This is a genomic window from Thalassobacter sp. HA4-2 (assembly GCF_055693705.1).
The window spans coordinates 1,934,031-1,957,362 of the sequence record NZ_JBVFUK010000001.1; the positions used below are offsets into that span (position 1 = coordinate 1,934,031).

General features: G+C 64.2%; 19 protein-coding genes, 1 tRNA gene and 2 pseudogenes. 3 read left to right on the top strand and 19 right to left on the bottom strand.

The window, feature by feature from the left end; translation table 11 throughout:
- Window positions 1-110 precede the first annotated feature (110 nt).
- Window positions 111-1,337 (bottom strand): 5-aminolevulinate synthase, encoded by a 1,227-nt coding sequence (gene hemA / locus ACZ1G0_RS09775; protein ID WP_472737789.1) that lies wholly within the window; start codon window positions 1,335-1,337, stop codon window positions 111-113.
- A 196-nt stretch (window positions 1,338-1,533) separates the two neighbouring features.
- On the opposite strand from hemA, the gene ACZ1G0_RS09780 reads away from it, so the two are divergent.
- Window positions 1,534-1,752: a hypothetical protein gene (locus tag ACZ1G0_RS09780; protein ID WP_472736774.1), complete on the top strand. Its 219-nt coding sequence runs from the start codon at window positions 1,534-1,536 to the stop codon at window positions 1,750-1,752.
- 110 nt (window positions 1,753-1,862) lie between these two features.
- Here the strand turns inward: ACZ1G0_RS09780 and ACZ1G0_RS09785 are convergent, their stop codons facing one another.
- The 3 genes and pseudogenes from ACZ1G0_RS09785 to ACZ1G0_RS09795 all read right to left on the bottom strand — a co-directional run bounded on the left by ACZ1G0_RS09785 (window position 1,863) and on the right by ACZ1G0_RS09795 (window position 5,770).
- A complete protein-coding gene (locus ACZ1G0_RS09785; protein ID WP_472737790.1) occupies window positions 1,863-2,951 on the bottom strand; it encodes a putative inorganic carbon transporter subunit DabA in 1,089 nt (362 codons plus the stop codon).
- Window positions 2,834-4,231 (bottom strand): putative inorganic carbon transporter subunit DabA, encoded by a 1,398-nt coding sequence (locus ACZ1G0_RS09790; protein WP_472736775.1) that lies wholly within the window; start codon window positions 4,229-4,231, stop codon window positions 2,834-2,836. Before ACZ1G0_RS09790 ends, ACZ1G0_RS09785 begins: the two co-directional genes overlap by 118 nt.
- A 1-nt stretch (window position 4,232) precedes the next feature.
- Window positions 4,233-5,770: pseudogene (locus tag ACZ1G0_RS09795) on the bottom strand (proton-conducting transporter transmembrane domain-containing protein).
- Window positions 5,771-5,866: 96 nt separating this feature from the next.
- Here ACZ1G0_RS09795 and ACZ1G0_RS09800 point away from each other — a divergent pair.
- Window positions 5,867-6,730 carry a LysR family transcriptional regulator gene (locus ACZ1G0_RS09800; protein ID WP_472736776.1) on the top strand — a complete coding sequence of 288 codons (864 nt, stop codon included), beginning with the start codon at window positions 5,867-5,869 and terminating at the stop codon, window positions 6,728-6,730.
- Here ACZ1G0_RS09800 and ACZ1G0_RS09805 read toward each other — a convergent pair.
- The 6 genes and pseudogenes from ACZ1G0_RS09805 to ACZ1G0_RS09830 form a co-directional block, all read right to left on the bottom strand.
- Window positions 6,713-7,339, bottom strand: coding sequence for an ATP-binding cassette domain-containing protein (locus ACZ1G0_RS09805; RefSeq protein ID WP_472736777.1), 627 nt, complete (start codon window positions 7,337-7,339; stop codon window positions 6,713-6,715). The two genes, ACZ1G0_RS09800 and ACZ1G0_RS09805, sit on opposite strands and share 18 nt — an antisense overlap.
- Window positions 7,332-9,023 (bottom strand): ABC transporter permease, encoded by a 1,692-nt coding sequence (locus ACZ1G0_RS09810; RefSeq protein ID WP_472736778.1) that lies wholly within the window; start codon window positions 9,021-9,023, stop codon window positions 7,332-7,334. The genes ACZ1G0_RS09805 and ACZ1G0_RS09810 overlap by 8 nt, the downstream gene beginning before the upstream one ends.
- Before the next feature lie 113 nt (window positions 9,024-9,136).
- Entirely contained in the window at window positions 9,137-10,336 is a 1,200-nt protein-coding gene (locus ACZ1G0_RS09815; protein WP_472736779.1) for an ABC transporter substrate-binding protein, read from the bottom strand.
- Window positions 10,333-10,955: pseudogene (locus ACZ1G0_RS09820) on the bottom strand (CDP-alcohol phosphatidyltransferase family protein). The gene ACZ1G0_RS09815 and the pseudogene ACZ1G0_RS09820 overlap by 4 nt, the downstream one beginning before the upstream one ends.
- Window positions 10,956-11,029: 74 nt before the next feature.
- Window positions 11,030-12,244 carry an organoarsenical effux MFS transporter ArsJ gene (gene arsJ / locus ACZ1G0_RS09825; RefSeq protein ID WP_472736780.1) on the bottom strand — a complete coding sequence of 405 codons (1,215 nt, stop codon included), beginning with the start codon at window positions 12,242-12,244 and terminating at the stop codon, window positions 11,030-11,032.
- 7 nt (window positions 12,245-12,251) lie between these two features.
- Complete coding sequence (locus ACZ1G0_RS09830; RefSeq protein ID WP_472736781.1) at window positions 12,252-13,238, bottom strand: ArsJ-associated glyceraldehyde-3-phosphate dehydrogenase; 987 nt, start codon at window positions 13,236-13,238, stop codon at window positions 12,252-12,254.
- Between the two features lie 94 nt (window positions 13,239-13,332).
- On the opposite strand from ACZ1G0_RS09830, the gene ACZ1G0_RS09835 reads away from it, so the two are divergent.
- Window positions 13,333-13,422 (top strand) — tRNA-Ser (locus tag ACZ1G0_RS09835).
- 76 nt (window positions 13,423-13,498) lie between these two features.
- Here the strand turns inward: ACZ1G0_RS09835 and ACZ1G0_RS09840 are convergent.
- The 9 genes from ACZ1G0_RS09840 to ACZ1G0_RS09880 form a co-directional block, all read right to left on the bottom strand.
- Window positions 13,499-14,110, bottom strand: coding sequence for a sugar transferase (locus ACZ1G0_RS09840; protein WP_472736782.1), 612 nt, complete (start codon window positions 14,108-14,110; stop codon window positions 13,499-13,501).
- 116 nt (window positions 14,111-14,226) lie between these two features.
- Window positions 14,227-15,060 carry a GNAT family N-acetyltransferase gene (locus tag ACZ1G0_RS09845; protein WP_472736783.1) on the bottom strand — a complete coding sequence of 278 codons (834 nt, stop codon included), beginning with the start codon at window positions 15,058-15,060 and terminating at the stop codon, window positions 14,227-14,229.
- Window positions 15,057-16,163: a glycosyltransferase family 4 protein gene (locus ACZ1G0_RS09850; RefSeq protein ID WP_472736784.1), complete on the bottom strand. Its 1,107-nt coding sequence runs from the start codon at window positions 16,161-16,163 to the stop codon at window positions 15,057-15,059. The genes ACZ1G0_RS09845 and ACZ1G0_RS09850 overlap by 4 nt, the downstream gene beginning before the upstream one ends.
- 62 nt (window positions 16,164-16,225) lie before the next feature.
- Window positions 16,226-18,001, bottom strand: a complete 1,776-nt coding sequence (locus tag ACZ1G0_RS09855; RefSeq protein WP_472736785.1) for a glycosyltransferase — start codon at window positions 17,999-18,001, stop codon at window positions 16,226-16,228.
- Between the two features lie 24 nt (window positions 18,002-18,025).
- Window positions 18,026-19,081, bottom strand: a complete 1,056-nt coding sequence (locus ACZ1G0_RS09860) for an EpsG family protein (protein WP_472736786.1) — start codon at window positions 19,079-19,081, stop codon at window positions 18,026-18,028.
- Between the two features lie 237 nt (window positions 19,082-19,318).
- Window positions 19,319-20,440: a cobalamin-independent methionine synthase II family protein gene (locus tag ACZ1G0_RS09865; protein ID WP_472736787.1), complete on the bottom strand. Its 1,122-nt coding sequence runs from the start codon at window positions 20,438-20,440 to the stop codon at window positions 19,319-19,321.
- Window positions 20,441-20,476: 36 nt separating this feature from the next.
- Window positions 20,477-21,682: a hypothetical protein gene (locus tag ACZ1G0_RS09870; RefSeq protein ID WP_472736788.1), complete on the bottom strand. Its 1,206-nt coding sequence runs from the start codon at window positions 21,680-21,682 to the stop codon at window positions 20,477-20,479.
- A 78-nt stretch (window positions 21,683-21,760) separates the two neighbouring features.
- Window positions 21,761-22,375 (bottom strand): class I SAM-dependent DNA methyltransferase, encoded by a 615-nt coding sequence (locus ACZ1G0_RS09875; protein WP_472736789.1) that lies wholly within the window; start codon window positions 22,373-22,375, stop codon window positions 21,761-21,763.
- Window positions 22,363-23,322: a cupin domain-containing protein gene (locus tag ACZ1G0_RS09880; RefSeq protein WP_472736790.1), complete on the bottom strand. Its 960-nt coding sequence runs from the start codon at window positions 23,320-23,322 to the stop codon at window positions 22,363-22,365. Before ACZ1G0_RS09880 ends, ACZ1G0_RS09875 begins: the two co-directional genes overlap by 13 nt.
- Window positions 23,323-23,332 lie beyond the last annotated feature (10 nt).

Genomic DNA, 23,332 nt, shown 5'->3' on the forward strand with positions numbered 1-23,332 from the left:
AAAATCGCCAAGCGCACCGCCGCTCCGTCCCCACGGGGACAGAGGCCACGGGCGCCCCAAAACATCGCGTCGCGCGTCAGCGCGTCCTTTTGGTCAAACAACCAGCGGCGTTATTGTGCGGCCATGGCACTGCGCGCCAGCTTGCACTGGCCCCACAGGTCAGACAGCGCCCCCACCAGCCGATCCAGGTCCGCTTGGCTATGCACCGGGCCGGGCGTAATCCGCAGGCGTTCCGTCCCCTTGGGGACAGTGGGGTAGTTGATCGGCTGGATATAGATCCCGTGATCCCGCATCAGCATGTCGCTGATAAATTTGCACTTCACCGGACAGCCGACCATGACGGGGATGATGTGGCTCGGGTTCGGCTCGTGCGGGATTCCGGCGGCGTCCAACAGGGCGCGCAACTGTCGCACCCGGTCCCTTTGGGCCGTCCGCTCGGCGCTGCTGTCCTTGAGATGCCGGATCGAGGCCGCGGCCCCGGCGGCCACTGCGGGCGGCAGGGCCGTGGTAAAGATGAACCCGCTGGCAAAGGACCGCACGAAATCGCACAGATCTGCGCTGGCGGCGATATAGCCGCCCATGACGCCGAACGCCTTGCCCAGCGTGCCCTCGATCACCGTGATCCGGTCCATCAGCCCCTCGCGCTCGGCCACGCCGCCGCCGCGCGCGCCGTACATACCGACGGCGTGCACCTCGTCCAGATAGGTCATGGCATTGTACTTGTCGGCCAGATCGCAAATCTCGGACATGGGGGCGATGTCACCGTCCATGGAATAGACGCTCTCGAAGGCAATCATCTTGGGCGCATCCAGGGGCAGGCTGGCCAGGTGCCGCTCCAGATCTTCCAGATCGTTGTGTTTCCAGATGATCCGGTCCGCCTTTGAATGACGGATCCCTTCGATCATGGAGGCATGGTTCAACGCGTCAGACAGGATCGTCAGCCCGGGGATTTTCGCGCCCAGCGTGCCAAGGGCCGCCCAGTTCGACACGTAGCCGCTGGTGAACAGCAGGGCCGCCTCCTTGCCGTGCAAGTCCGCAAGCTCGCGCTCCAGCACCACGTGGTGGTGCGTGGTGCCGGAAATGTTGCGCGTGCCCCCCGCGCCCGCGCCGCAGGCGTCAAGGGCCGCGTGCATGGCCGTCAGCACCTTGGGGTGCTGGCCCATGCCCAGATAATCGTTGGAACACCAGATCGTCACCGGCGCCTCTGCGCCCGATCCATCGCGCCATGTGGCGTGGGGAAAATTGCCCTGCTCGCGTTCCAGATCGGCAAAGACGCGGTAGTTGCCCTCCGCGCGCAAGGCATCCAATCGGTCGGCGAAAAAGGCGTCATAGTTCATCTGGGCGGTCTCCGAATAGGCGAAGCGAAGGGTCACCCCGGTTCAGCATGGGGTGCGGTTGCGCACCCGTCCTACCAAAGCGACCCTCAACGCCCTTTGATTTAGATCAAAACGCCGCGTGCCCAACCGTGCCGGCCCTTGTTTTGCGGGACATCCCGTCGCACCATGAGCCATGGGTTTGTCATGGAGCCACAAGATGCAGGATTTGAACGACGCCCTTCTGGCCGCTCACGCCGCCGGGGATCACCGGGCCCTTGTGGGCCTGTACAGTGCCGCCGCAGACGCCACGGCGGATCTGGATGCGGCCTGTTTCTACCTGACACAGGCCTATGTCTTTGCCCTGGACACCGGTGCGCCAGAGGCCAGCGCGATCAGCCGCCGTCTGGCCGCCCATGGCCGCGAAGCCCCGCTTTAGACGCACATCTCAAACGCACATAGGGCGCAGTGCTGCAACACCGCGCCCCATGGCCCCCAAGGTGGCACCCTTGGGACAGGAACGGAGACCTCCGATCCTATGACGTGACCCTATTGCGCCGCGATGGCCGCAGGCTGGGTCTGTTTTTGCGTGGGCTTCCACCCCTCCCGCGTCCAGCGGTGGGACAATTGACCGTCTGCCTCCAGGGACATCAGGTGCAGCCAACCGTTGTCGAACAAGGCTTTGACACCGGGGTGTTTTTCCAGGATCGCCTGCATGGCTTCACGTGGGGCCTCGATCACAACAGTCAAGCGCAAAGGCTGGTGCATCGCCTTTTCGCCGTCATGGATCGACTGCATCGGCAAGCCCCCGCGCAACAGACCGCCGTTGCCCTCGACCACACCGATGCCACCGGTCACATTGTGCAGCAGCTTGTTGCCGCCACCAAAGATTTCCGGTGCCAGAGCGGACCCGTAGTATTGCAGCCCGATCCAGCTGGCCACGACCACGGGGGCAGTCATGATGGTTTCCAACAGGCCGTAGCCTTCGTCTTGGGTGTGGTCGTAGGTGTTCAGAAACGCCCGACCGTCCAGCTTGCGCCCCCGGGTCCGGGCGCGCGGGGCGGCGATGAACGCTGCACAACCCGCAAGGCCCCATTCGGGGCGCGTCTCGGCCCAGTCCAGCGCGCGGTCCGCCACATCCCGCGCCGTGACCGCCCGAGGCAGATCGCCCGCCCGCGCCGTGGCCGCATCGACGGTCGCCTGATCGCACCACTGTTGCAGTTGGTTCAGGGCGTCCGACCCTTCGATCCCCGCATCCGCCCCAAACAGCTTGATCCGGTCGGTGGTGGTGTAGTGCATACCGGCCACGAAAACCGTGTCTTCGGGCACCGCGTCGCCCAGGGCCGCGCGCACCTGCGGATCGTTCAGCAGGCCCGCGGCCAGCCGCGCGTTCACGTCACCCGCGTGCCCGCCACAGGCCCCGCAGTTCAAACCGCTTTCGTGGGGGTTCAGGGTGACGTGGGACCCGTGCCCGATGATCGCGACAATGGGGGCCAGGGGTTTGGGCAGACCCATCAGGGTCAGGATGCCCTTGGCCATGCCGATCTTGTCCTCCAACGTGATCTCTGGGCCGAAGTTGGGCATGGGGTCCGCCTCGGCTTTGGATTTGGGCAATGGCACGCCGCTGTCCTTGAGCAGCTTGGCGATGTAGAGCGGGCCTGCCGCCTCCACAAAGGCGAAAGAGCTGACAGCCGCCCCCGGAACCGACCCCAGGCGCGCAGGGCGCGGGCCTGGATCCGCAGGTCCACTTCATCCTCCGCATGGGCCTCGGACGGGGTGGACACGGGCACCAGCACGGGGCCCCGCGCCTCGGTCACGTCAGAGCCGGAGCCCTTGTGCGCGGGCAGCACCCCGAAGAACCCGGCAACGCCCCCGGTTTCGATGCCCGCGTCCTGTGCCTCCAGGGCGCGGCGGAACGGCTCTGACCGGACATCGATGCAAAAGGCGGCCTGGGCCTTGGCGCGGCCCGCGTGGCTATGGGTGGCAGGCGTGGTCAGTGTCGCGCCCAGCTTGCGCTGATGGGCCAGTTCTGCCGCCGTTTGCAGGGCGGCATCCACATGCTGCGCCGGGGTGGCTGTCAGGGGTTGGGCGTGGGCCGCGACGATATCCGCCCACTGCGCGCCGATCTGGTCGCGGTAGAAATCCAACAGCGCCGCTTCCCACTGAATGCGGATGGTCAACAGGTCCGTCACCGTGCCTTTTTGCTGGCCCGTCCAATCCAGATGCCGGGCATATTGCGCCCAGCCCACCAAGGTGATCAGCAGCCTGTGAAAGGCGGTCTCGGCGGCGTCAGGGTCAATCCCCAGCGTGTAGCACGCTTGCCCAAGGGCCGTGGGCGCAGACCGGGACGTATCGGCAATGCGCGCGGCAAAGCCGGTCAGCCCGTGCAATTCCACAGTCAGGTCGCGCCGGGCAAAGCCGTGCCAGCTGGTGTACGCGTCCCGCTGGGGCGCGGGCCACAGGGCCTGACCTTGGTCAAAATGCCCCGCCGCCCACAGGCCGAACCGTTCGGCAATGATGGCGGGCCAGTCCACACCGCTGACACCGGCGGCCAAGTCGGCAACGGTTGGCAGGGCCTTGGGGTCTGTGCCTGTCTCTTGCGCGGCCTGCAGCAAACCGTCAGCGGTGGTGATGCCCGCCACGGGCGACAGGGTCAGCGCCTCGGCCAGATCGGCGTCAGTGATCTCGCCCGCTGCTACCTGCGCCAACAGATCGGCACGCGGGGTGGTCACGCGGACCCCGGCGACCCGGTCCAGCCGGGCGGCGGTCAGGGACAGCGGCTCTTCAGTCTGGCCCAGAAAGGGGTTCACCGCGACCGATGTGGACAGGGGCCACAGGGGCGGGATGGCATTGGCTGCAGTGTCGGCCAAGGCGAACAGGCGCAGGGTGTCACCGGAGTGTACGTTTTGCAAAATCATCTTACTGTTCCTTCACTTTCCAGCCGCCCAGGGCGCGGTCAAAGATTGCATTGAGATAGAGGCCGTTCATCAGGTGCACCCGCAGCCCTTCGGTCGCGGGGTGGCGCGCCCACAGGGGGAAACAGGCCTGCGCCAGCGCCACGGCGCCAAACGACACCACAGCCACCTTGATCAGCACCCATTCCAGCGCGCCCGGCGCGGGGGCTGGGGCAAGGCCCCTGCGGTCAGGGCCGTGGCCGCCAGTTGCAGGGTGAAATAGCCCGTCGTCACCGCCAGCGAGATCGCCGCCGTGTAGATCGTCAGCTTTTTGGGTGCCGCATCCGCCAGACCCTGGGCCAGCATGTAGGCTACGCCGAACACAAGGATCGCCCCCAAGGCCACCGCTTGGACCGACTTGTCCCCGATGCCGAACAGCATCGCCACCGCCGCGTAGATCGCCAAGGCGATGATGAAAGCGCGGCTGACGGCCTTGAGGTTGGGCACAGCCACCGGGCCGGGCCGCTTGATTGCCGCCACTGCGTTCACCGCCCCGCCCGAGGACAGGAAGGCGTGGGCCTTGTAAAGGGAGTGTGCCACGATGTGCAGCAGGGCCAGAGGGAACAGGGCAAAGCCCGCCTGCAACAGCATGAACCCCATCTGCGCCACGGTGGACCACGCCAGCGCGGTCTTGATCGCCGGCTGCGTCAGCATCACCAGCCCGCCGATCAGGGCCGAAATGCCCCCCAGCATGACCAGAACCGACATCACCCCCGGGGCTACGAGCAGGACGTCCGCGAACCGGATCAGGACGACCCCGCCCGCGTTCACCACGCCCGCGTGCAGCAGGGCAGAGACGGGCGTTGGGGCCTCCATCACCTCTGTCAGCCAGCCGTGCAGCGGGATCATGGCCGAGGCCAGCACCGCAAACAGCGCCAGCAGGGCCGCAGCGGTGATCGTCGCGCCGTCCCGGGTGGCGGTGTCAAGGATCGTGGCGATGTCGCCGGTCCCTGCCCCGCGCGCCAAGATCAGCCCCGCAAGGACCAGTGCGGCGGTCGAGGCCAAATCAACAACCGTCTTCTTGCGCGCCGCCCGTTGGGCCGCCCGCCGTTCAGGGTAGAACAACAGCAGCGACCGCAACCCGATGCAGGTGCCGATCCAGCCCAGGATCAACTGCACCACGTTGCCCGTGGTCACGAACAGCAAAACAGCGGCCAGCGTCAGGGCCAAGGTGCCAAGGAACCGGGCTTGGTTCCCCTCGCCGTCGGTGTAGCGGATCGCAAACCTGGTCACGACCCAGCCGATGAAGCTGACGAGCGTCAACATGGTCACCGACACGATGTCCAGCCGCGCCGAGAAACCCGCACCCTGCGCCCCGATCAGCCCGCTTGTGGCCGACCCGCCCGAGATCAACGCGGCAATGGCCAGCACCGAAGTGCCCATGGCCACAAACGCCGCCCATTCGCCCACGCGCAAGGCGCGCGCCGTGCGACAGGGGGTCTGTGTCAAAAGGTAAATGCCCGCCAGCACAAAGGCCAAGGGCGCGAGGTAGATCATCAGCATCGGGGTGCCTCCTATTGCGCTTGAAGGTCAGGTAGCCCGGTGCGACAAAATAGAAAAATATATTGTTTGCGCCCTATCGTTCGATATAAATGAACGATGGACCTGAATTACCACCATCTGCGCTATTTCTGGGCCGTGGCCCATGACGGCAACCTGACCCGCACCGCAGAGCGGATGAACCTATCTCAATCGGCGCTTTCGTCCCAGATCAAGGCCTTGGAGGCGCGATTGGGCCACAAGCTGTTTGACCGCCGGGGCCGGACGCTGGCCCTGACCGAGGCCGGGCGCATCGCGCTGGATCACGCGGATACGATCTTTGACGCGGGCGCGGAACTGGTCGGAACGCTCAAGGGGGCGGGGCCTGCGCAACAGGTCTTGCGCGTGGGCGCCCTGTCTACCCTGTCGCGCAACTTTCAGATGACCTTTCTCAGGCCGATCCTGGGCCGCGCGGATACGGAGATCATCTTGCGCTCCGGCTCTGCCACCGAACTTTATGCCGCCCTGACGGCCCTGAACCTTGACGTGCTGCTGACCACACGGCCGCCCCCCGCCGACAGCGCGCAACCCTTTGTGGCCCAAAGGCTGGATGCCCAGGGGGTGGACCTGATCTGCCTGCCCGGGGTGGCGCGGGAGCGGACGCTGGATCAACTGCTGGCAGAGGAACCCCTGCTGGTGCCCACCCGCGAATCCGCGATCCGGGGCGAGTTCGACGCCTTGATGGCCCGCATGGCCCGCCAGCCCGTCATCGCGGCGGAGGTCGACGACATGGCCATGCTGCGCCTGCTGGCGCGGGCGGGCGCGGGGTTGGCCGTGGTGCCCCCCATCGTGGTGCAGGATGAATTGGCCAACGGCACGCTGGAGGTGGCCGCCGAACTGCCCCTGACCGAAAGCTTCTACGCCGTCACCGTGGACCGCCGCTTTCCCAACCCGCTGGTGGCCGACCTACTGTCCCAGCCGTAGGATCCGCCCGCCCGGGGGCACGTCCTCGGCGTCGTGAGTGACAAGGATCACCGGCAGGCCCCGGTCTCGCGCCTGGGCAAAGACCAGATCGCGCATCTGGGTGCGCAGGTCCGCATCCAGACGGCTGAACGGCTCGTCCAGCAGCAGGGCCTTGGGGTCCGACAGCAACATGCGCATCATGGCCACCCGGGCACGTTGCCCGCCCGACAGGCTGGCGGGGTCCCGGGGCCCGTAGCCGGGCAGACCGATTGCGGCGAGGGCGGCTTCGATCCGGGCGGCGCGGTTGTCCCGCGCGCGCAGACCAAAGGCCAGATTTCCCGCCACGGACAGATGGGGAAACAGCAGGTGATCCTGGAACAGGATGCCAAGGGCGCGGTCCTCGGGGCGTTTGTCGCACAGCGCCTCACCCGCCAAGAACGCTTGTCCCTCGGCCCGAAATCCCTGGGCCAGCGTGCCCGTCAACCACGCCAGCAGGGTGGATTTGCCAGACCCCGATGGCCCCATGACCGACAGCACCTCGCCCGGGGCCACCTGCGCGGAGAACGCCATCAGGGGTGTCCCCATGGGGACACGGATCACCAATCTGTCTATCTGCAAACCGCTATCCATGCCGCATCCCCCTGCGCCGGGCATACACCACGGCAGGCACAAGCAAGGCCAGCGCAAAGGGCACCAGCGCGGCCCCCGTCTGCACCAGACCCCAGACGCCGATGGCCCGCCGGTCCCCACCGGACGCAAGCGTGACGGCCTCGGTCGCAAGGGTCGCCACGCGCCCGCCCCCGATCAGCAACGTCGGCAGGTATTGCCCCACGCTGACGGCCATGCCCACGGCCAGCGCCACAAGGATCGGGCCCAGCAGCATCGGCAGGCGCAGCCGCCACAGCACGGCCTCTGGCCCCCGGCCCATGGCGGCGGCGATCGTGGCCTGCCGCCGGTCCCAGGCCCGAAACGGCCCAGCCAGCGACAGGAACACGTAAGGCAGCACAAACACCAGATGGGCCGCCAGAACCGGGCCAAAGCCGCTGTCCCAGCCCACCAAAAGGGCCAAATGCTGCAACCCCGGCAGGAAGGCGACCTGGGGTACGATCAGGGGCAGGTACAACAACCACACGGCCCCCGGTCCCATGGGGCGGGCGCGGCGGTGCTCGGCCTCCAGACAGCCGATGGTGAGGATCAGGGCGATCAGGGCCGTGGCCCCGGCCAGGGCCATGGTGATCAGGGCGGTGTCCGCGACCTCGGGGCCATGACGGGCCCAAGTGCGCAAGGTGAACCCTTGCGGCAAGGCATCGGGGAACCGCCAGCGCGCCGCGACCGACCACACTGCGAGGGATGCGATCCCGGCCAGCACTGCCAGCGCCGCCCCTGCCCCAAGTCCAAGGCCCGCCCAGCGGAGCGCGCCGTCGCGCCTCGCCCGGCCCCCGCCCGTGGCCCAGCGAGTGCCCAGGCGGGCCACGGCCCCCTCGCCCAGACGCCAGGCACCCAGAACCGCCACCACCAGCGCCAGTTGCACCAGGGCTCCGGCGGCGGCGGGCATCCGCAGGGCCAGATCTGGGTCCGCCATCCAGCGCACGATCTGCACAGACAGGGTCGGCGGAGTGTTGGGGCCAAGGATGATCGCCACGTCCACCACGCTCATGCCATAGGCCAGCACCACGTAAACAGGCAGGCGGATCTGGGCATAGACCGCCGGGAAGACCGCCACCAGCCAGGCCTTGATCCGGCCATAGCCCAAGGCGCGGGCCACGGCCATGCGGGGCCCCGGGTTGGCTTGGGGCAGCGCAGCAAGGGTCATCAGCAGAATAAAAGGCACCTCCTTGGCGATCAGCCCCGCGATCAGGGCCAGCCCCCAAGGGTCCTGCACCGTCAACAGGTCAGGCGGGCGGTCCCAGCCGGTGATCCCGGGCGACACCGCCCGCGCGATCCAACCCGAGGGGACGATCAGAAATGCCAGCCCCAAGGCGGCGGCCGCATGGGGTACGGACAACAGCGGCGACAGCAGGCGTTCCAACGCCGTAAAGGCCCGCGACCCGTGCCAGCCCGCCACCACCAGCATGGCGATGGTCAGCGCACCCAGGGTGGCCAGCACCCCGACCCAGACCGACAGGAAGGCCGCGCGCGGCAGGCCCGGCCAGTCCAGCAACATGGCCGTTGGTTTCAGGGACAGCCCCGTGCCGCCCCCCGATGGAAAATACCCCAAGGCGGGCGCCAGCGTCCCCGCCAGCCCCGCCGCCACGGGCAGGGTCAGCACCGCGACCGTCAGGGCGGGGATGGGGCCCAGACGTGTCTTGCTCAAACCCTACGCCCCCACCTTGTTCGGGCCAAAAATATACGCGCCCCAAAAACCTTCGGGACGCCCACGCATACGCGGGGGCTGGCCCGCCGACGCCGCTTGCACAGGGCACAGGTCTAGTTGGCAACGCCGTACCGCTCGACCCAATCGGCCTCGATCCGGGTGGCCCAGCTGGGGTGTGGTTCCGGCAGGGCCGTGCCCAGTTCGGCCGGTGTCAGGGTGGCCACGCCCAGCTCCAACGCATCAAAGGCCGCGCGTTGTTCCGCGCTGATCGCGTCCATATCCAGAACCGTGCCATAGCCCAGCACGTTGGGGTCCTGGGCGCGGGCCTGAGCCTCGGGGGACATTAGGAAGTTGGCCACCACCATGGCCCCGGCCTGCGCGTTGGCGTTGTAGGGGATCGCCACAAAGGACGCGTTGCCCAAGGTCCCCCCGTCCAGCACAAAGGTGCGCGCGGTTTCAGGCAGTTGGAAGTTTGCGATGGCCGCCGAAGCCTCGCCGGGGCTGAAGCTGATGGCCATGTCCACTTCGCCGTCATTGATCAATTGCAGCTGGCGCGGGCCGGTCTGGGGATAGGCGCGCCCCTCGCGCCACAGGCTGGGTGTCAGCGCCTCCAGGAAGGCCCACATGGGCGCCGTCACCGCCTCGTAATTGTCGCCTGCGGGGGCTTGCAGGACCGATGGGTCGTCGACCAACTCGATCAGCATCTGTTTCAGGAACGTGGTGCCAAGGAAATCGGGGGGCTGGGGGAAGGTGAACCGCCCCGGATTGGCCTGCGCCCATTCAAGGATGGCGGCTGCGGATTTCGGCGGCTCTGGCAGGGTGGCGCTATCATAGATGAAGACCACTTGCGCCATGGCCCACGGGGCCTCGTACCCCTCTGTGGGGACGGTGAAATCCGTGGTCACGGTCTTGCCGTCCACATCCACGAATTGCCAGTTCGGCAGGTCCTCGGCAAAGGGGCCGAACAGCAGGTCAGCCTCTTTCATGGCGTTGAAGTTGGCGCCGTTGATCCAGATCATGTCAACGGCACCACCCTCGTCTTTACCGGCGGCCTTCTCGGCCACAACGCGGGACACGGCGTCGGCGGTGTCTGTCAGTTTGACGTGTTCGAGGGTAACGCCATAATCCTCGGCCACGCGGGACCCGACCCAAGCGATAAAGTCATTGGTGGTCGTGGACCCGCCCCAGGCGTTCCAATAGACGGTCTGGCCCTTGGCCTCGGCCAGAACGGCGTCCCAGTCGGCGGGATTTGAATCGGCATAGGCCGGCAGGGTCAAGGCGGTCAGGGCCGCCAGCGTGGCAAAGGGTTTCATGGGTCTTCCTTTTCAGTATCGAACACGGTGCGGGCCAACAGGACCCGGGATATGGCAGTGACAAAACACAAGGCACCGAACACAAAGGCCAGCGGTGCGAAATAGGCGGGCAGCAGGCACAGGATCACGAAAAACACGATGGTTTCCGTGCCTTCCAACAAACCGCCCGTGAAGTACAGGGATTTGGACCCGCGATCGGACGTGGTCATGTCGCGTTTTTCGGCCAGGATCGCGTAGCCCAGAAAGCTGGTTCCGTTGACGTAGAACGCCAGCAGCAGAAACGCCCCCGCCACCCCATTGGCACCGGGGTCCATGACCACAAAGGCAAAGGGGATTGCGCCGTAGAACAGAAAGTCGCTGGCAATATCAAGGTAGCCGCCAAAGTCGGTCTTGGCCGTGGCCCGCGCGACCGCGCCGTCCAGCCCATCCGCGATGCGCGACATCAGCAGCGGCACCAACGCCAGCCCCACCAGCCCCACCATGATCAACGCCGCCGACAGCAGGCCAAGGCCCAGACCCGCCAGCGTCACCCCGTTGGCAGTGATCCCCGCACCTGCCAGAACTGCGCCCAGGCGGCTGAGGGGGGATCAATCAAAGGGCGGATATGGACGTCGAGCATGGGGTCTTTCAGCGTTTTACCCGTGGTGCCCCATTGCCGCGCCCAATATCAAGGGGGACACGCAACTGTGAGCGCTAGCGCAGTCCCCGCAGCGTCAGGGCCGAGGCGGTAGCCATGACGCTTGCCACCCCCAGACACAGGGGCAACCCCCCGACTTGATAGCTGACCCCGGACATGAGCGTGCCCACCAAGCGCCCCGCCGCATTGGCCATGTAGTAGAAGCCGACGTCCATGGTCACCCGCTCTGCCCGGGAGAAGGACAGGATCAGGTAGGAATGAAGGGCGGAGTTCACGGCAAAGACCGCTCCGAACGCCAACAGGCCCGCCACCAGTACCCAGAACAGTGTCCCCGTGGGGACGGTAAGCGCTGCAAGGGTCAGAGCCGCGGGCACAAGGGCCAGCGCCGTGGCCCAACCCCAAGCCTGGGTCGCCGTGCCCTGCCCCACCAAACGCGGCGCGCCGGCCTGCACCGCCCCATACAGGATGATCCAGAGCGCCATGAAGCTACCGACCACGAAAAACGCCCACCGCGCGCCCTCGGGCGTGCCGTCGGACAGGGCGGTCTTGAAATAGATCGGCACGCCCACGACGAACCACACGTCCCGCGCCCCGAACAGGAACAGGCGCGCTGCCGAAAGGCGGTTGATGCGGGCGTCGCGGCTGAACACGGCAGTGAACTTGGTGCCCTTGGTCCCCCCGGGCAGGCCACCGGGCATAAAGGCCACCACGGCGATCAGGATCACCGCCAGCCCGCCCGCCATGCCCAGAACCGCGCCCTGAAACCCGACCACCGCCAGCAGCCCCGCGCCCACAAAGAACCCAAGGCCCTTGACCGCGTTCTTCGACCCGGTCAGCACGGCCACCCATTTGAACAGGCCCGCCTCGGGGGCCAGCAGTTTCACGGCGGATTTGCTGGCGGTCTTGGACAGATCCTTGGCCACGCCAGACACGCCCTGAACGGCCATGACAAAGGCAACACTGGCCGGGATGGTCCAAGCGGGGTCGAGCTGCGCCAAGGCCACCAGCGCGCCCACCTGCAAGGCGAGGCCCGCATAGAGCGTCACCGCCAGCCCGAACCGCGCCGCCAGCCAGCCCGCCGACAGGTTGGTGACGATTCCCGCCACCTCGTAAAGGACGAACAGATAGGCCAGCTGGATCGGCGAAAAGCCCAGCGTGTGAAAATGCAACAGCACCAACATGCGCAAGGCCCCATCCGTCAGCATGAACGCCCAATAAGCCGCTGTGACCGCGATATAGGCCGACAGACCGGCCGGGCGTGCGCGGGTCATCGTCCGGTCATCCCGCCATCATCCGCGCGATGTCACAGGTCCGCGCGGCGTAGCCGTATTCGTTGTCGTACCACGCATAGACCTTCAGGTGTGTGCCCTGCACCACCACCGTGGACGGCCCGTCGATGATCGTGGACCGGGGGTCATTGGTGTAATCGGTGCTGACCAGCGGCTTGGCCTCAAAGCCCAGAATGCCGCGCAAGGAGCCTTCGGACGCAGCCATGAAGGCTTCGTTCACCTCGTCTGTCGTGGTCGCGCGGTCCAGCTCGAACACGCAGTCGGTCAGGCTCGCGTTCAGCAAGGGCACCCGTATCGCATGCCCCATCAAGCGCCCTTCCAGATCAGGGAAAATCTGCATGATCGCCTTGGCGGACCCGGTGGTCGTGGGCACAAGGTTCATCAGGGCCGAGCGCGCGCGCCGGGGATCTTTGTGCGCTCGGTCGACGATGGTCTGCGTGTTGGTTACATCATGGATTGTCGTGAAAGACCCGTGCTTTATACCAAAGGCTTCACGTATCACCTGCACAACGGGGGCCAAACAGTTGGTCGTACAGGACGCAGCCGTGACGATCCGCTGCGACCCGTCATAGAGGGCGTGGTTTACCCCATAGACCAGGTTCAACGCGCCCTCTTTCACCGGTGCACTCACCAGCACCCGGCCCACGCCTGCGTCGAAGTAGGGCTGCAACGCCTGCGGGGATTTGAACGCGCCGGTGCAGTCAACCACCATGTCAATGCCGGACAGGTCCAGATCCTCGATCCGCGCAGCGTGGCTCAGGGGCAGCACCCGGCCTCGCATATGCAGAGCGCCGTTCTGGCCCACCACTTCGTGCCAGCGACCATGGACACTGTCACGTTCCAGCAACAGGGCGTGGATCTCTACGTCCCCGGTTGCGTCGTTCAGGGCCACAACCTCCGCCTCGCCGGGACTGTCGATCAACATGCGGGTGACCAGCTTGCCGATCCGCCCCAATCCATTCACCATCACTCGCATCGCATTCTCCTTCCCCCGCGCAGCTAGACCGCGTTCGTAACAGTTTTGCGACAGGGTTCCAGAATCAATCGACCTGTCCTAGGCAATCGCCAGCGGAGGTTTGGCAGAGTGGTCGAATGCACCGGTCTTGAAAACCGGCGGGCGTGAAAGCGTCCCCAGGGTTCGAATCCCTGAGCCTCCGCCACAATCACTCGACAACGTCCCGCGGGAGGGCGGGTGGGGCGAAGCGCGTTCGCGCGAGCGTCCCGGCCTCCAGCGTACTAGCGCAGAGGCAAGCGGCGCAGGACGGTTTTGAGCATCAGCGCCAAGTCCAGACACAGGGTCCGGTTTTTCTGATAGATCAGGTCCAGCTTGGCCTTACGCGGCACGCAAGCGCGGCCGTAGACTGCCTCCGCCTCTGCCCCGGTTTTGCAATCACGCATCAGCCATTCTTCGTGGCCGTGAAAAATGATCGACGCCAGACCCGTTACACCGGGCCGCGATTGCAGCACCTCTGCATAGACCTGCGGGTATTTTTCCACCACAGATCGCAGGGGCGGCCTTGGCCCGACAAAACTGATATCCCCGCGCAGGATGTTCCAAAGCTGCGGCACCTCGTCCAGCCGGGTACGGCGCAGAAAATGGCCTGTGCGCGTGATCCGGTCAGTCTTGTGCCCACCTGTCACCCCGGTGTTGTTGTCCGACGGCTTCATGGTGCGGAATTTCACAAGGGCAAAGCCCTGGGTCGGGCTGCGCATCCTTTCAGAAACGTAGAAAACCGGCCGCCCGTCCATCACCAAGATCACCAGCCCCACGACAATCATCACCGGCAGCAGGATGCACCCAAGGGCTAAAGCCGCAAGTACGTCCAGCACACGTTTACCTAGAGTCATGGGGTCGTCCTTTGGTCACAGAAGAGGCGTTGCACCCGCGCGAAGTGACCGATTTGGGCAGCTGCGACAAGTGGCAAATTGAGGGCGATTATCAGAGCAGTCTCGAGGCAACAAAATCAGAAAGTATCCATGGCCAGTCCGTCATACATCAAGCGGCTGGTGTCCAGCGCGGCCCCTTCGTCCCCGAGGGGACGGTAAATCACGTTCCACGGCGAGGGGTGCAAGCGGTCGGGCAATTGCATGCTGCCCTTGGGGATCGGGAAGATCGGCGTAAGGTTGGGCAACCACGGCAACCTGTGAACCGGCGCGTCAAGACCTGTAGCTGGGATCTGATCTGCGGGCACCACCCCCATGGTGACACCCAACCCCTTTTCGCGGGTCTGGATACGCACCATGCCCCCTGCCGCCCGGGACAGGCGATACTGCGCCCCCGGGCGCGCCAGCCGCCACGACAGCCAATCGGGCCGCACATCCAGTGCAAGGCCATCCGCAGAGGTCTGGCCTCGGTTCAACCATGCGACCATGCGGATCTGGCCCAGATGCTCAAAGCCAAGGCTTTTGACAAAGCCGTGGGTGGAATTGCCGTTGGCCGCCCCCACGACGAACTGAAAGCCCGCGCCCTGCCCGGCCTCGTAGGTGGCATTGGCCAGACGTTTGAACAGGCCCTTGCGCTGGTGGCCCGGATGGGTGGCGGTGTTGACCGACAACAAGGCGCGATGTGTGGTGTTGCCCATGCGATACGTGCGCGGGATGGTGACGTAGTGGGCCGCAAGTTCGTCCCCCATATAGGCGTCCACCCCCACCGCACGGCCATCGGGATTGTGCAAGTACAGCCATTCAAGATAGCTGCGCCCCAACTTATCATTTCCCGGGAAGGCCAGATCGAACAGGTGGATATAGTCGTCGATGCTGGCGCGTTCCAGCGCCGGGTGCAGGGTGTAGTCTGTCATCTCGTATCCCCTTTGACCTTGGCGTTTGTGCCCAATTGCGCGGCGTAAAACTCGCGGAAGTGTTCTATGATCACCGATTGCTCGAACGCGGCGCGGGTGCGGGCCACGCCGTTCTGACCAAATGTATGGCGCAGATCCGGGTCCGACAGCAGGCGGTCCATCTGATCGGCCATGTCGCTTGCGTCACCAACGTCAAACAGCAGTCCGGTCTCCCCTTCGGCCACGGCACAGCTGATGCCATAGATGCGAGAGGCCACGGCAGGCACTCCCATGGCCGCTGCCTCGATCAGGACCATGCCGAACCCTTCGCGAAAGCTGGGCAGTACGAGGATGTCGGCGGCCGCGATAAAATCCTCGGGCCGTTCGGAATAGGGTAACACGGTCGCATCCGCGCCGAACGCATCCAGCAGGCCCTGCCCCAACTCGTCCTCGTCCGGCCCGACAGCCAACAGTCGAATGGGCGCATCACTGCGCGCCTTCAGCTGTTGCAGCGCCTCCTGCAGGATGTGCAGACCCTTGTCGCGCTGCAATCGGCCCAGATAAAGGATCACCTGATCCTCATTGCGATAGCCAAGCTGATCGCGCATGGCGGCGCGCTTCGGCGCGTCAGGTTTGAACCGTTCGGTGTCCACCCCGCAGATAGAGCCCGCACCCAGAACAATCCCTTGATCGGGACGCAGCACGCCCTGGGCGCGCAGAAAATCACGCTCTGACTTTGACACCACAGTGATTTCGGTCGCCATGCGCGAGACCAGCCAATCCACCCCCTTGAACACAGCGCGTTTGACGCCGGTGAAATGGGGCCAAACCTCTCCTTGAAAGGTGTGCACGCGGCGGGGCACACGGGCCAGATAGGCAGCCATCATTCCGATCAGGCCGCCCTTGGCGGTGGTGCTGTTGACCAAATCGGGCTGATCCCGGCGCAGGGCCCGCCACAGAACCCAAAGCGCCTTGAGATCGGCCCAAGGGTCCACGTGCCGGGCGATGGGGATCTCCACGACCGTGGCCGGAATATCCAGATTGGCCAGAATGTCCGGCGCGTCGTTGTGCAGGTACAGGTACACATCGTGATCCTCCCCCAACATGCGCAGGTGGGGGATCAAAAAACTTGGCGTTGTAGACACTGTGCATGACCCACGCCACGCGTGGGCGACGCTGTTGCGGGTCAGAGGCCTGGGACATGGGTGCCTCGGATCATTTCGATATCGGCCTTCACCTTGGCGATCAGTGCGGCGTCCGTCAGCGGAGCAGAGCGGCGGCGCACCAGCCAGTCCAGTCGCCCCGTTGCCACGATCAGGGCCAGAGCGGCGGTCTTGAGGTAGGACTTAAGGACAAAGCGCGCCTCCCACAGGTTGGCGCGATTGCGCCACAGGGCGCGCCGATCAATGCGGTATGACCGGAACATCTTTGCCGGTGTCACGCTGCCGACCTCGCGCACATAGTACAGAGGTTCTTGCAGGATGCGCACGGGTAATGGCGCCTTGGCGCTGGCACGCAGCCAAAGCTCGTAGTCTTGGGCGATGGGCATCGTCGGGTCATAGCGATTGGCCAGAAACCATGCCCGCCGCCCCACCACGGCCGCGTGTACGATGCCCGCCCCCTGTTTGCGCAGAAGATTGTCTCGCGTCACGGTATCTGCAAAGTGGGTCCGCGCGCCAAAGGGCGTGTCCGACCCATCAATGGACACAAGACCGGTCGAGACGAATTGCACCTCCGGTTCGCGATCCAGCACCGCCAGCTCTTTCTCGATCCGGTCGGGGGCCATCAGGTCATCGGCATCCATGCGCACTATGATATCCGTCTGGGCCAGATCGACGATCTGATTCAGGCGCGTGGCCAAGCGGTGGTTTTCGCCATCGGACACCACGCGCACGCGCGGATCATCGACCGAACGCGCAATCTCCAGCGACCGATCGGTGGAGCCGTCGTCGACCAAAATCAACTCCCAATCCTGATGGGTCTGCGCAAAGACCGACCGGATCGCGTCCGGCAGATCATCCTCGGCGTTGAAGAACGGCAGGCCGATGGTGACTTTCATGGGCTGTGCCCCCTTGGGACTGGGTTTGCCGTAGTCCGTGTCCAAAAGTTGGCACATGCGGCCTGCGTGCTGAAACTCATCAAAAATGCGGCCCAGCTTGGTCAGGGCCCCTTTGTTGCCCACCAGGTGCCATTGCCATTGCCGCGCCCGATACCAAAGGCGCTGTCCCCATGGCAAGCCTGCCAAATCGCCCCACCGCAACATGAACGACTGGTCATCGACGAACTCATAGGGATGCAGATACATCATTGGCAGCAGATCGTTGGCCGTGGTGGTGCGCATCAGGTCCAGCGTGTACTTGACAGGGAACAGCTTGAAATAGGATCCGCCCGTGCGCAAAGGCTTGGGAAACCCCGGAACCTTATGACGGCCCACAGGAAATTCGCGCAGACGCGTCAGGCCAAGGTGATCGGTCTTGCGCTGCAAATCCTGCGGCGTGTCCACGACGATAGAGCTGTCGTAGTCAAAGACCTGTTCTAACATCGCAAAGCGCGCCCGATCCCCTTCGGGCAGCGAGAACTGCGGCGCGCGAAACCCGCGCACGGGCTGTCCGCTGACGTCTTGCAACACAGCTTGGGCGTCCCGGATGTAACGGTCAAACTGGGCCGGGGTGTCGTTGTAGATTTTCTGCTCGTAGTAGTAGTGACAGGCCACTTCATGCCCGTGATCGGCAATCCGGCGCACAACATCGGGGCATTTCTTGGCCACGATCCCGGTGCAGAAAAACGTCATGCGCGGATCGTCAAATCGCGCCTCTGCAAAGGCCTGAATGATATCAAAGGACCTGTGCAGCGCATCGCGGCGCATCTCGTAGCCCGACATCAGCCCCTTTTCGCGGCGCTTGTCATAGGCGAAGTCTTCGAAATCAATGCTCATATACACAGGCCGCGCGACTTGGGTCATATCCATTCCTTTGTCACCAACAGATCAGCGCGTGGCGTAGGGGACATAGGCCCCGACCTGGCTTAGATAAACGGCGTAAAACGCACAGCCGCCAAGGACAGTGCCCACAATACCCACCAACCGAAGCGACGGGTGACGCTGGGACCGGATCAAAATCGGCATCAGCATGGCCATAGAGACCGTGAAATACAGGGCCATCCGCGTGGTCTCAATATACAACCCTCCCACCACAACAACCACATAGATCATCGCGCCGAAGGTCATCATCATCAAAAAAATGTCGTAGTCCCGCCGCCATGCCTGACGCACAGTCTTGCGCCCCAGCCAAAAAATCACGGTCAAAAGCACGTAGGACAGCGCCAGCAGCTGCCCGCCGGTCTCGGACCGATCCCCGTACAGCAGATACCGATCATGCGCCAAACCGCCCAACTGAAAGATCACACTGTTGAAATTGACCGCAATCGCCGTTGTGCCCACCAAAAGCGGGATGGACCAGATAGAGATCTTCTGTCGAAAAAACCAATACAGCGGCAAGGCAAACACGACCGAGACATGGAACAGCGTCGCAGCCGCCACCACACCCACGTAGTAAAGCGGGCGCCCTGCGATCAGGTAGGGGATGGCATGCATGTAAACCCCAAGGGCCAATCCTTGCCGCAACCCGTTCATATGGAACACAAAGTACCCAAACGCCATGAACACAAACAGGCCGAGTGGAGCCACGACATTCAACCGGTACAAGGCCGTGACATACAATGTCGACGCGACAATGGACGTCACCAAAAGATTCGCCGTGGGATCATCAGAGATCAGGCGCGCCACCGCCATCAGGGATTTGTATCCCGGTTCGGATGACCCAAGGGTGTCCCATACTGCGTTGATACTGACCAAGTAGACAAAGCGGCCGACATAGCCCGCGGTGTCAGCCCCGACGCTGTCAGCCCGCAAACCCGCAAACAAGGCCAGCATCAAGATCAGGACAGCCCATATAAGCTTTCGGATGCCTGATGAAAACCGCGGCCTGTGGGCGAATATCGCCAATGAAGACACACCGAACAATAGGACGAAATGAGGTAACATCGATTACACGATCACTTCTAACGGACTAGTAGACAAGGCCCGCCGCGCGCAGCGGTTTACCGCGTTCTCCATCACAACTGTACCGTCCCGTTACACTCACTGACGCGTCCTTAGCAGGTCACTTCCCCTGTGGCCAGATCACCACACATCTGAGCACAGGCATAGGCAAGAATGGCCCCGTCCGCGCGGGACGGTGGGTGGGGCGACGCGCAGGGCGCGAGCGTCACCCCACTGGCCTTACCCGGCCCGGCGAGCCCCTTCCGACAGGGCCGACAGCTTGGCATAGGCGATATCGGGGTCCACGGCGCCAAAGCCTGCAAATGTTCCAAAACCACAATCACTGCCCGCAATCACGCGGTCTTCGCCCACAATATCCACGAAACGTGCAATACGTTCGGCCACCAAATCGGGGTGTTCGACAAAGTTCGTCGTCGTATCCACCACCCCCGGCACCAGCACTTTGGTGTCGGGAATGTCCGCCTTGCGGTCCCGGAACACGGACCATTCGTGCCCATGGCGCGGGTTTGAGGTTTCGAACAAAACATAGCGGGCCTTTGCCGACATCAGCGTGTCGAACATCTTGGCCATGGGAATATCACAGATGTGCGGTCCTTCGTAATTGCCCCAACAGATGTGAATCCGAACCTTGTCTTCGGGCACGCCCTTCAGGGCGTGGTTCAACGCTTCCACGTGGCTGGCGGCGACCTTGATGAACTCCGCGTCCGTCAGATCCTCGAACAGCATATGGCGCGACAGGGCAAGGTCAGGGCAATCAAGTTGCAGATCAAGCCCAGAGGCGACGATGGTCTCGTATTCCTCCTTCATCGCATCGGCCAGCGCAGCCAGATAGGCCTCGCGCGTCTTGTAGTGCCGGTTGGCCAGAAACAGGCTGATCACCCCTGGGGAAGCCGCGTTCATGAACCCACGCTCGACCCCGTGTTTGGCCATCCCCGCCTTGAGGTTGGCGATATCCTTGTGCAGCTCGTCCTGGCCCTTGGACTTCACCTCGCCCATACACATGGGACGGGCGTATTGCGGGGTGCCGCCGTCATCGGCCAGACGCTTCAGAAAGGACGGAAACTTCTTCAGGTCCCCCGGCGCGTTGCGTGGGCTGTCCCCGTCGAACCCGGTGTAGCGATCCTTGACGTAGGTCGCGTAGCTGATCTTGGAGGTCTCGCCGTCCGACACAATGTCGATCCCGGCGGCAACCTGTTTGGCCACAGTGGCATCAACGGCTGCCGTCATGCAGGCATCAAAGGCCCCTTGGTCGTAATCCTTACCATGTTCCCGCTGAAAGATGAAATCGACCACATCTTGTGTGCGGGGCAAGCTGCCTACGTGGGTTGTCTTGACGGTCATGCGGGGCCTCCCAGCCTATTGTTTTCTGCGTGGAAACTACGCCGGGGGCGTGTCAGCCTCAAGCGTTTGACGCTCCAAAAACCAAGTGTTCAGCCGCCACAGCCCCCAAGCCGCCGGGATCGCCACCAAACCGCCGATCACATAGGCCAAGGGTTGGTCATAAAAGGTCTCGAAGGCTTGAGTATAGGCATGGATGCCGCCGAAGGTGACCGCCGTGTTGAACAGCCCCCGTCGGTGGGTGTGGGCCGCCCAGAACGCCGTTACAGCCAGCGCTGTGGCCCACAAAACGGAATAGACGTGTTCGTGGATGGTCAGCGCAGCGGCGCGGTAGGCGGCGCGGGCGGCGGTCCAAGCCTCCAATCCCTCGAAATCGCTGCGTGTATTGGCGGCCCGCCAGAAGCTTTCGCCAACCACATCACCCCAAAGGCTGCCAACCAGCGCACACAGGTTGGCCACGATGAACCCCATCAGGGCCAAGATCCGCAGGTGTCGCTGGCCTCGGTCTGTCAGGCGCGATGCTGCCCACAGGCACAGCCCCATCAGCGCCACCATCTGCAAGATCGACAGGGTGGATTCGGGTGAATAGAACACATAGGCCGCGTGGAAATAGGCGGTCCCCGTGTCCAGCATCTGGGCAAAGGGGGCAATGGCCAGGGCCGTAATGAACCGCACATCCGTGATCCAGCCCGTAGCCAGCACAACCGCCGCGCAGTAGCCGTAGAAGGCCGCGATTGGCGCGCCGGTCAAGGCGTAATCCTCGACCAGTGCAAACAGGCCCAGCAGATGCAATGCTACGCCCATGCACCCCACAGCGCCCAAAACAAAGGAAGGCCCCCGCCCCATGAGTCCAAAAGCAACCCCCGCGACAACCGCGCCAAGGGGCAGCATCACCCAACCGGCGATCTCTTCATAGTTGGAAGATAACTCGGCGGCGGCCCCGCCCAGCAACAGACCCGCGCCGATCAGCACGGCGGCATTGCCGAACATGGCATAGAGCGGCTTGCCCCGGGTCAGCACCGCTGCCCCGACCACCACTAGGACCAGACCGCAGATTGCCACCGCCAGCGCATCGGCCAACCACACAATCAGCCCGCCTGTTGCGAACAGAATGCCCGCACACAGCAGTGTGTTGATCGCCAGCATGATCATGATCTGGCGCGCGCGGGCTTGGATTATCCGGGCGGCGTCAGGGGTAATGATCCCCTCGTCGACCAATTGCGAAGTGTTTACGAGACTGTACATGGCGCGCCCTTCCTTGAACTGCGTTCAGGCAGCTATCGCAGGATTTTGAACTGCGTTCAAGGTAAAAATGAACACAGTTCAATCTAAGCAAGCCATCAGGACAGAATGACGGTCCACCTGCACGTCTTCGGCCAGAAACCCGATCAGGCGCAGACCGTTGTCGGCCAGACATTGGGCATACTCTAGGGGCGACAGGGACGCATGATAGACGGGTTCACCGCCAACCGTGCCCACGGCCTCGCCCGCTTTGGGGCCCACGGTTGTCAGAAAGATGCCGCCGGGGTCCAGGTGTGCTGCGACCCGTGCGATACAGGCCCGTTGCGCCTGCGGGGTCAGGTGGAAAAAGCTGTCCCAGGCGATGATGCCCGCAAATCGGTCAGGCAGGTCCAGCGCGACCATATCGCCCTGCCGCCAGTCCCCGTCCGGCCAGCGGCTGCGCGCGATATCCAGCATGGCGCGGGATTGGTCCACGCCCGTGACACGGTAGCCTTGGTCGATCAGCCAAGCGGTGATCGGCTCCCCCGCGCCGCAGCCCAGATCCAACACCGCCGCCCCTTTTGGCAGCGTCGCAGTGAACCGGCTCAACCACGGCAACTCAAACAGGGATTTCAGGCGTGCGGCGTCATAGGCCGCCGCCTGCCGTTCATAGACGCCCAGGATATCCCCCGGGCGGCCTGTGCTTACCCCATCCATGTTGCGCCCGGGGCGTCGTCCGTGGCAATCACGTGATACAGGGCCGCATCCCCGGTCATGGACGGCACGACTGCGTGGGCCAACCCTTCGGGCACGGACATGGTGTCACCGGGGGCCAGCGTGGTGGTGCCCCCGTCCCAGGTCACGCGCCAATGCCCTGTGACGGGCATCAGGACGGATGGTTTGTCATGGCTGTGCATTTCAGCGCTGGCAGAGCCGCGGGTCACGAAGGACACCTCGAAGCCGGGTTTGTCGCGCAGGATCCCGGTCGCCCCGATCACAGTAGCGGGGGATTTGTCGGCCAGCGCGTGCATGTCCCAATACCGGGCCACGTAGTTCGGGATGACGTCCGCGGTGGTAGGCGCCGGATAGGCATCGGCCTCTGCATCGCTCATGACGGGCATGGGGGCGACGCCCTCGGGCAGGGTTTCCCCCCGCTTGGTGTCATAAAGCTTGCCTGTTTCGGCAAGTACCAGCCCGTGGTCCGCCGCATCCGTGATTACCTGCGGGGCCCAGATCACGCCGCCGCCTGCATCGTCACCGCCCAGGATCGCCATGATCATTCCATAATCGTCACCGATGTTTTCAAACCCGCGAAAAATGCCCGTGGGGATGTTGAAGATATCGCCCTTTTCCAGCACCACTTCGCCCGCGTCCCCGTAGCGGCCCCAAAAGAACCGCCAACGCCCGGACAGCACAAAGAACACCTCTGCCGTGCGGTGGGAGTGGAGCGAGTTGCGGCACTTGGGCGGCTGGCCCGCCGCCCCGATGTTGAACCCGTGCGGGATGCCAATGTGCACGTGCTGATCAGGGGACTCGGATACGCCGCCGCCGATGATGGTGAAGTTTTCCTTTTGGTCGGACCCGGGCGTGTGGGCGTCGATAAAAGCAGTCCGGCAAGGCATCAATTCGCCATAGCGAACAATGCGGTCTGACAGGTCGGTCATGTGGTCTTCC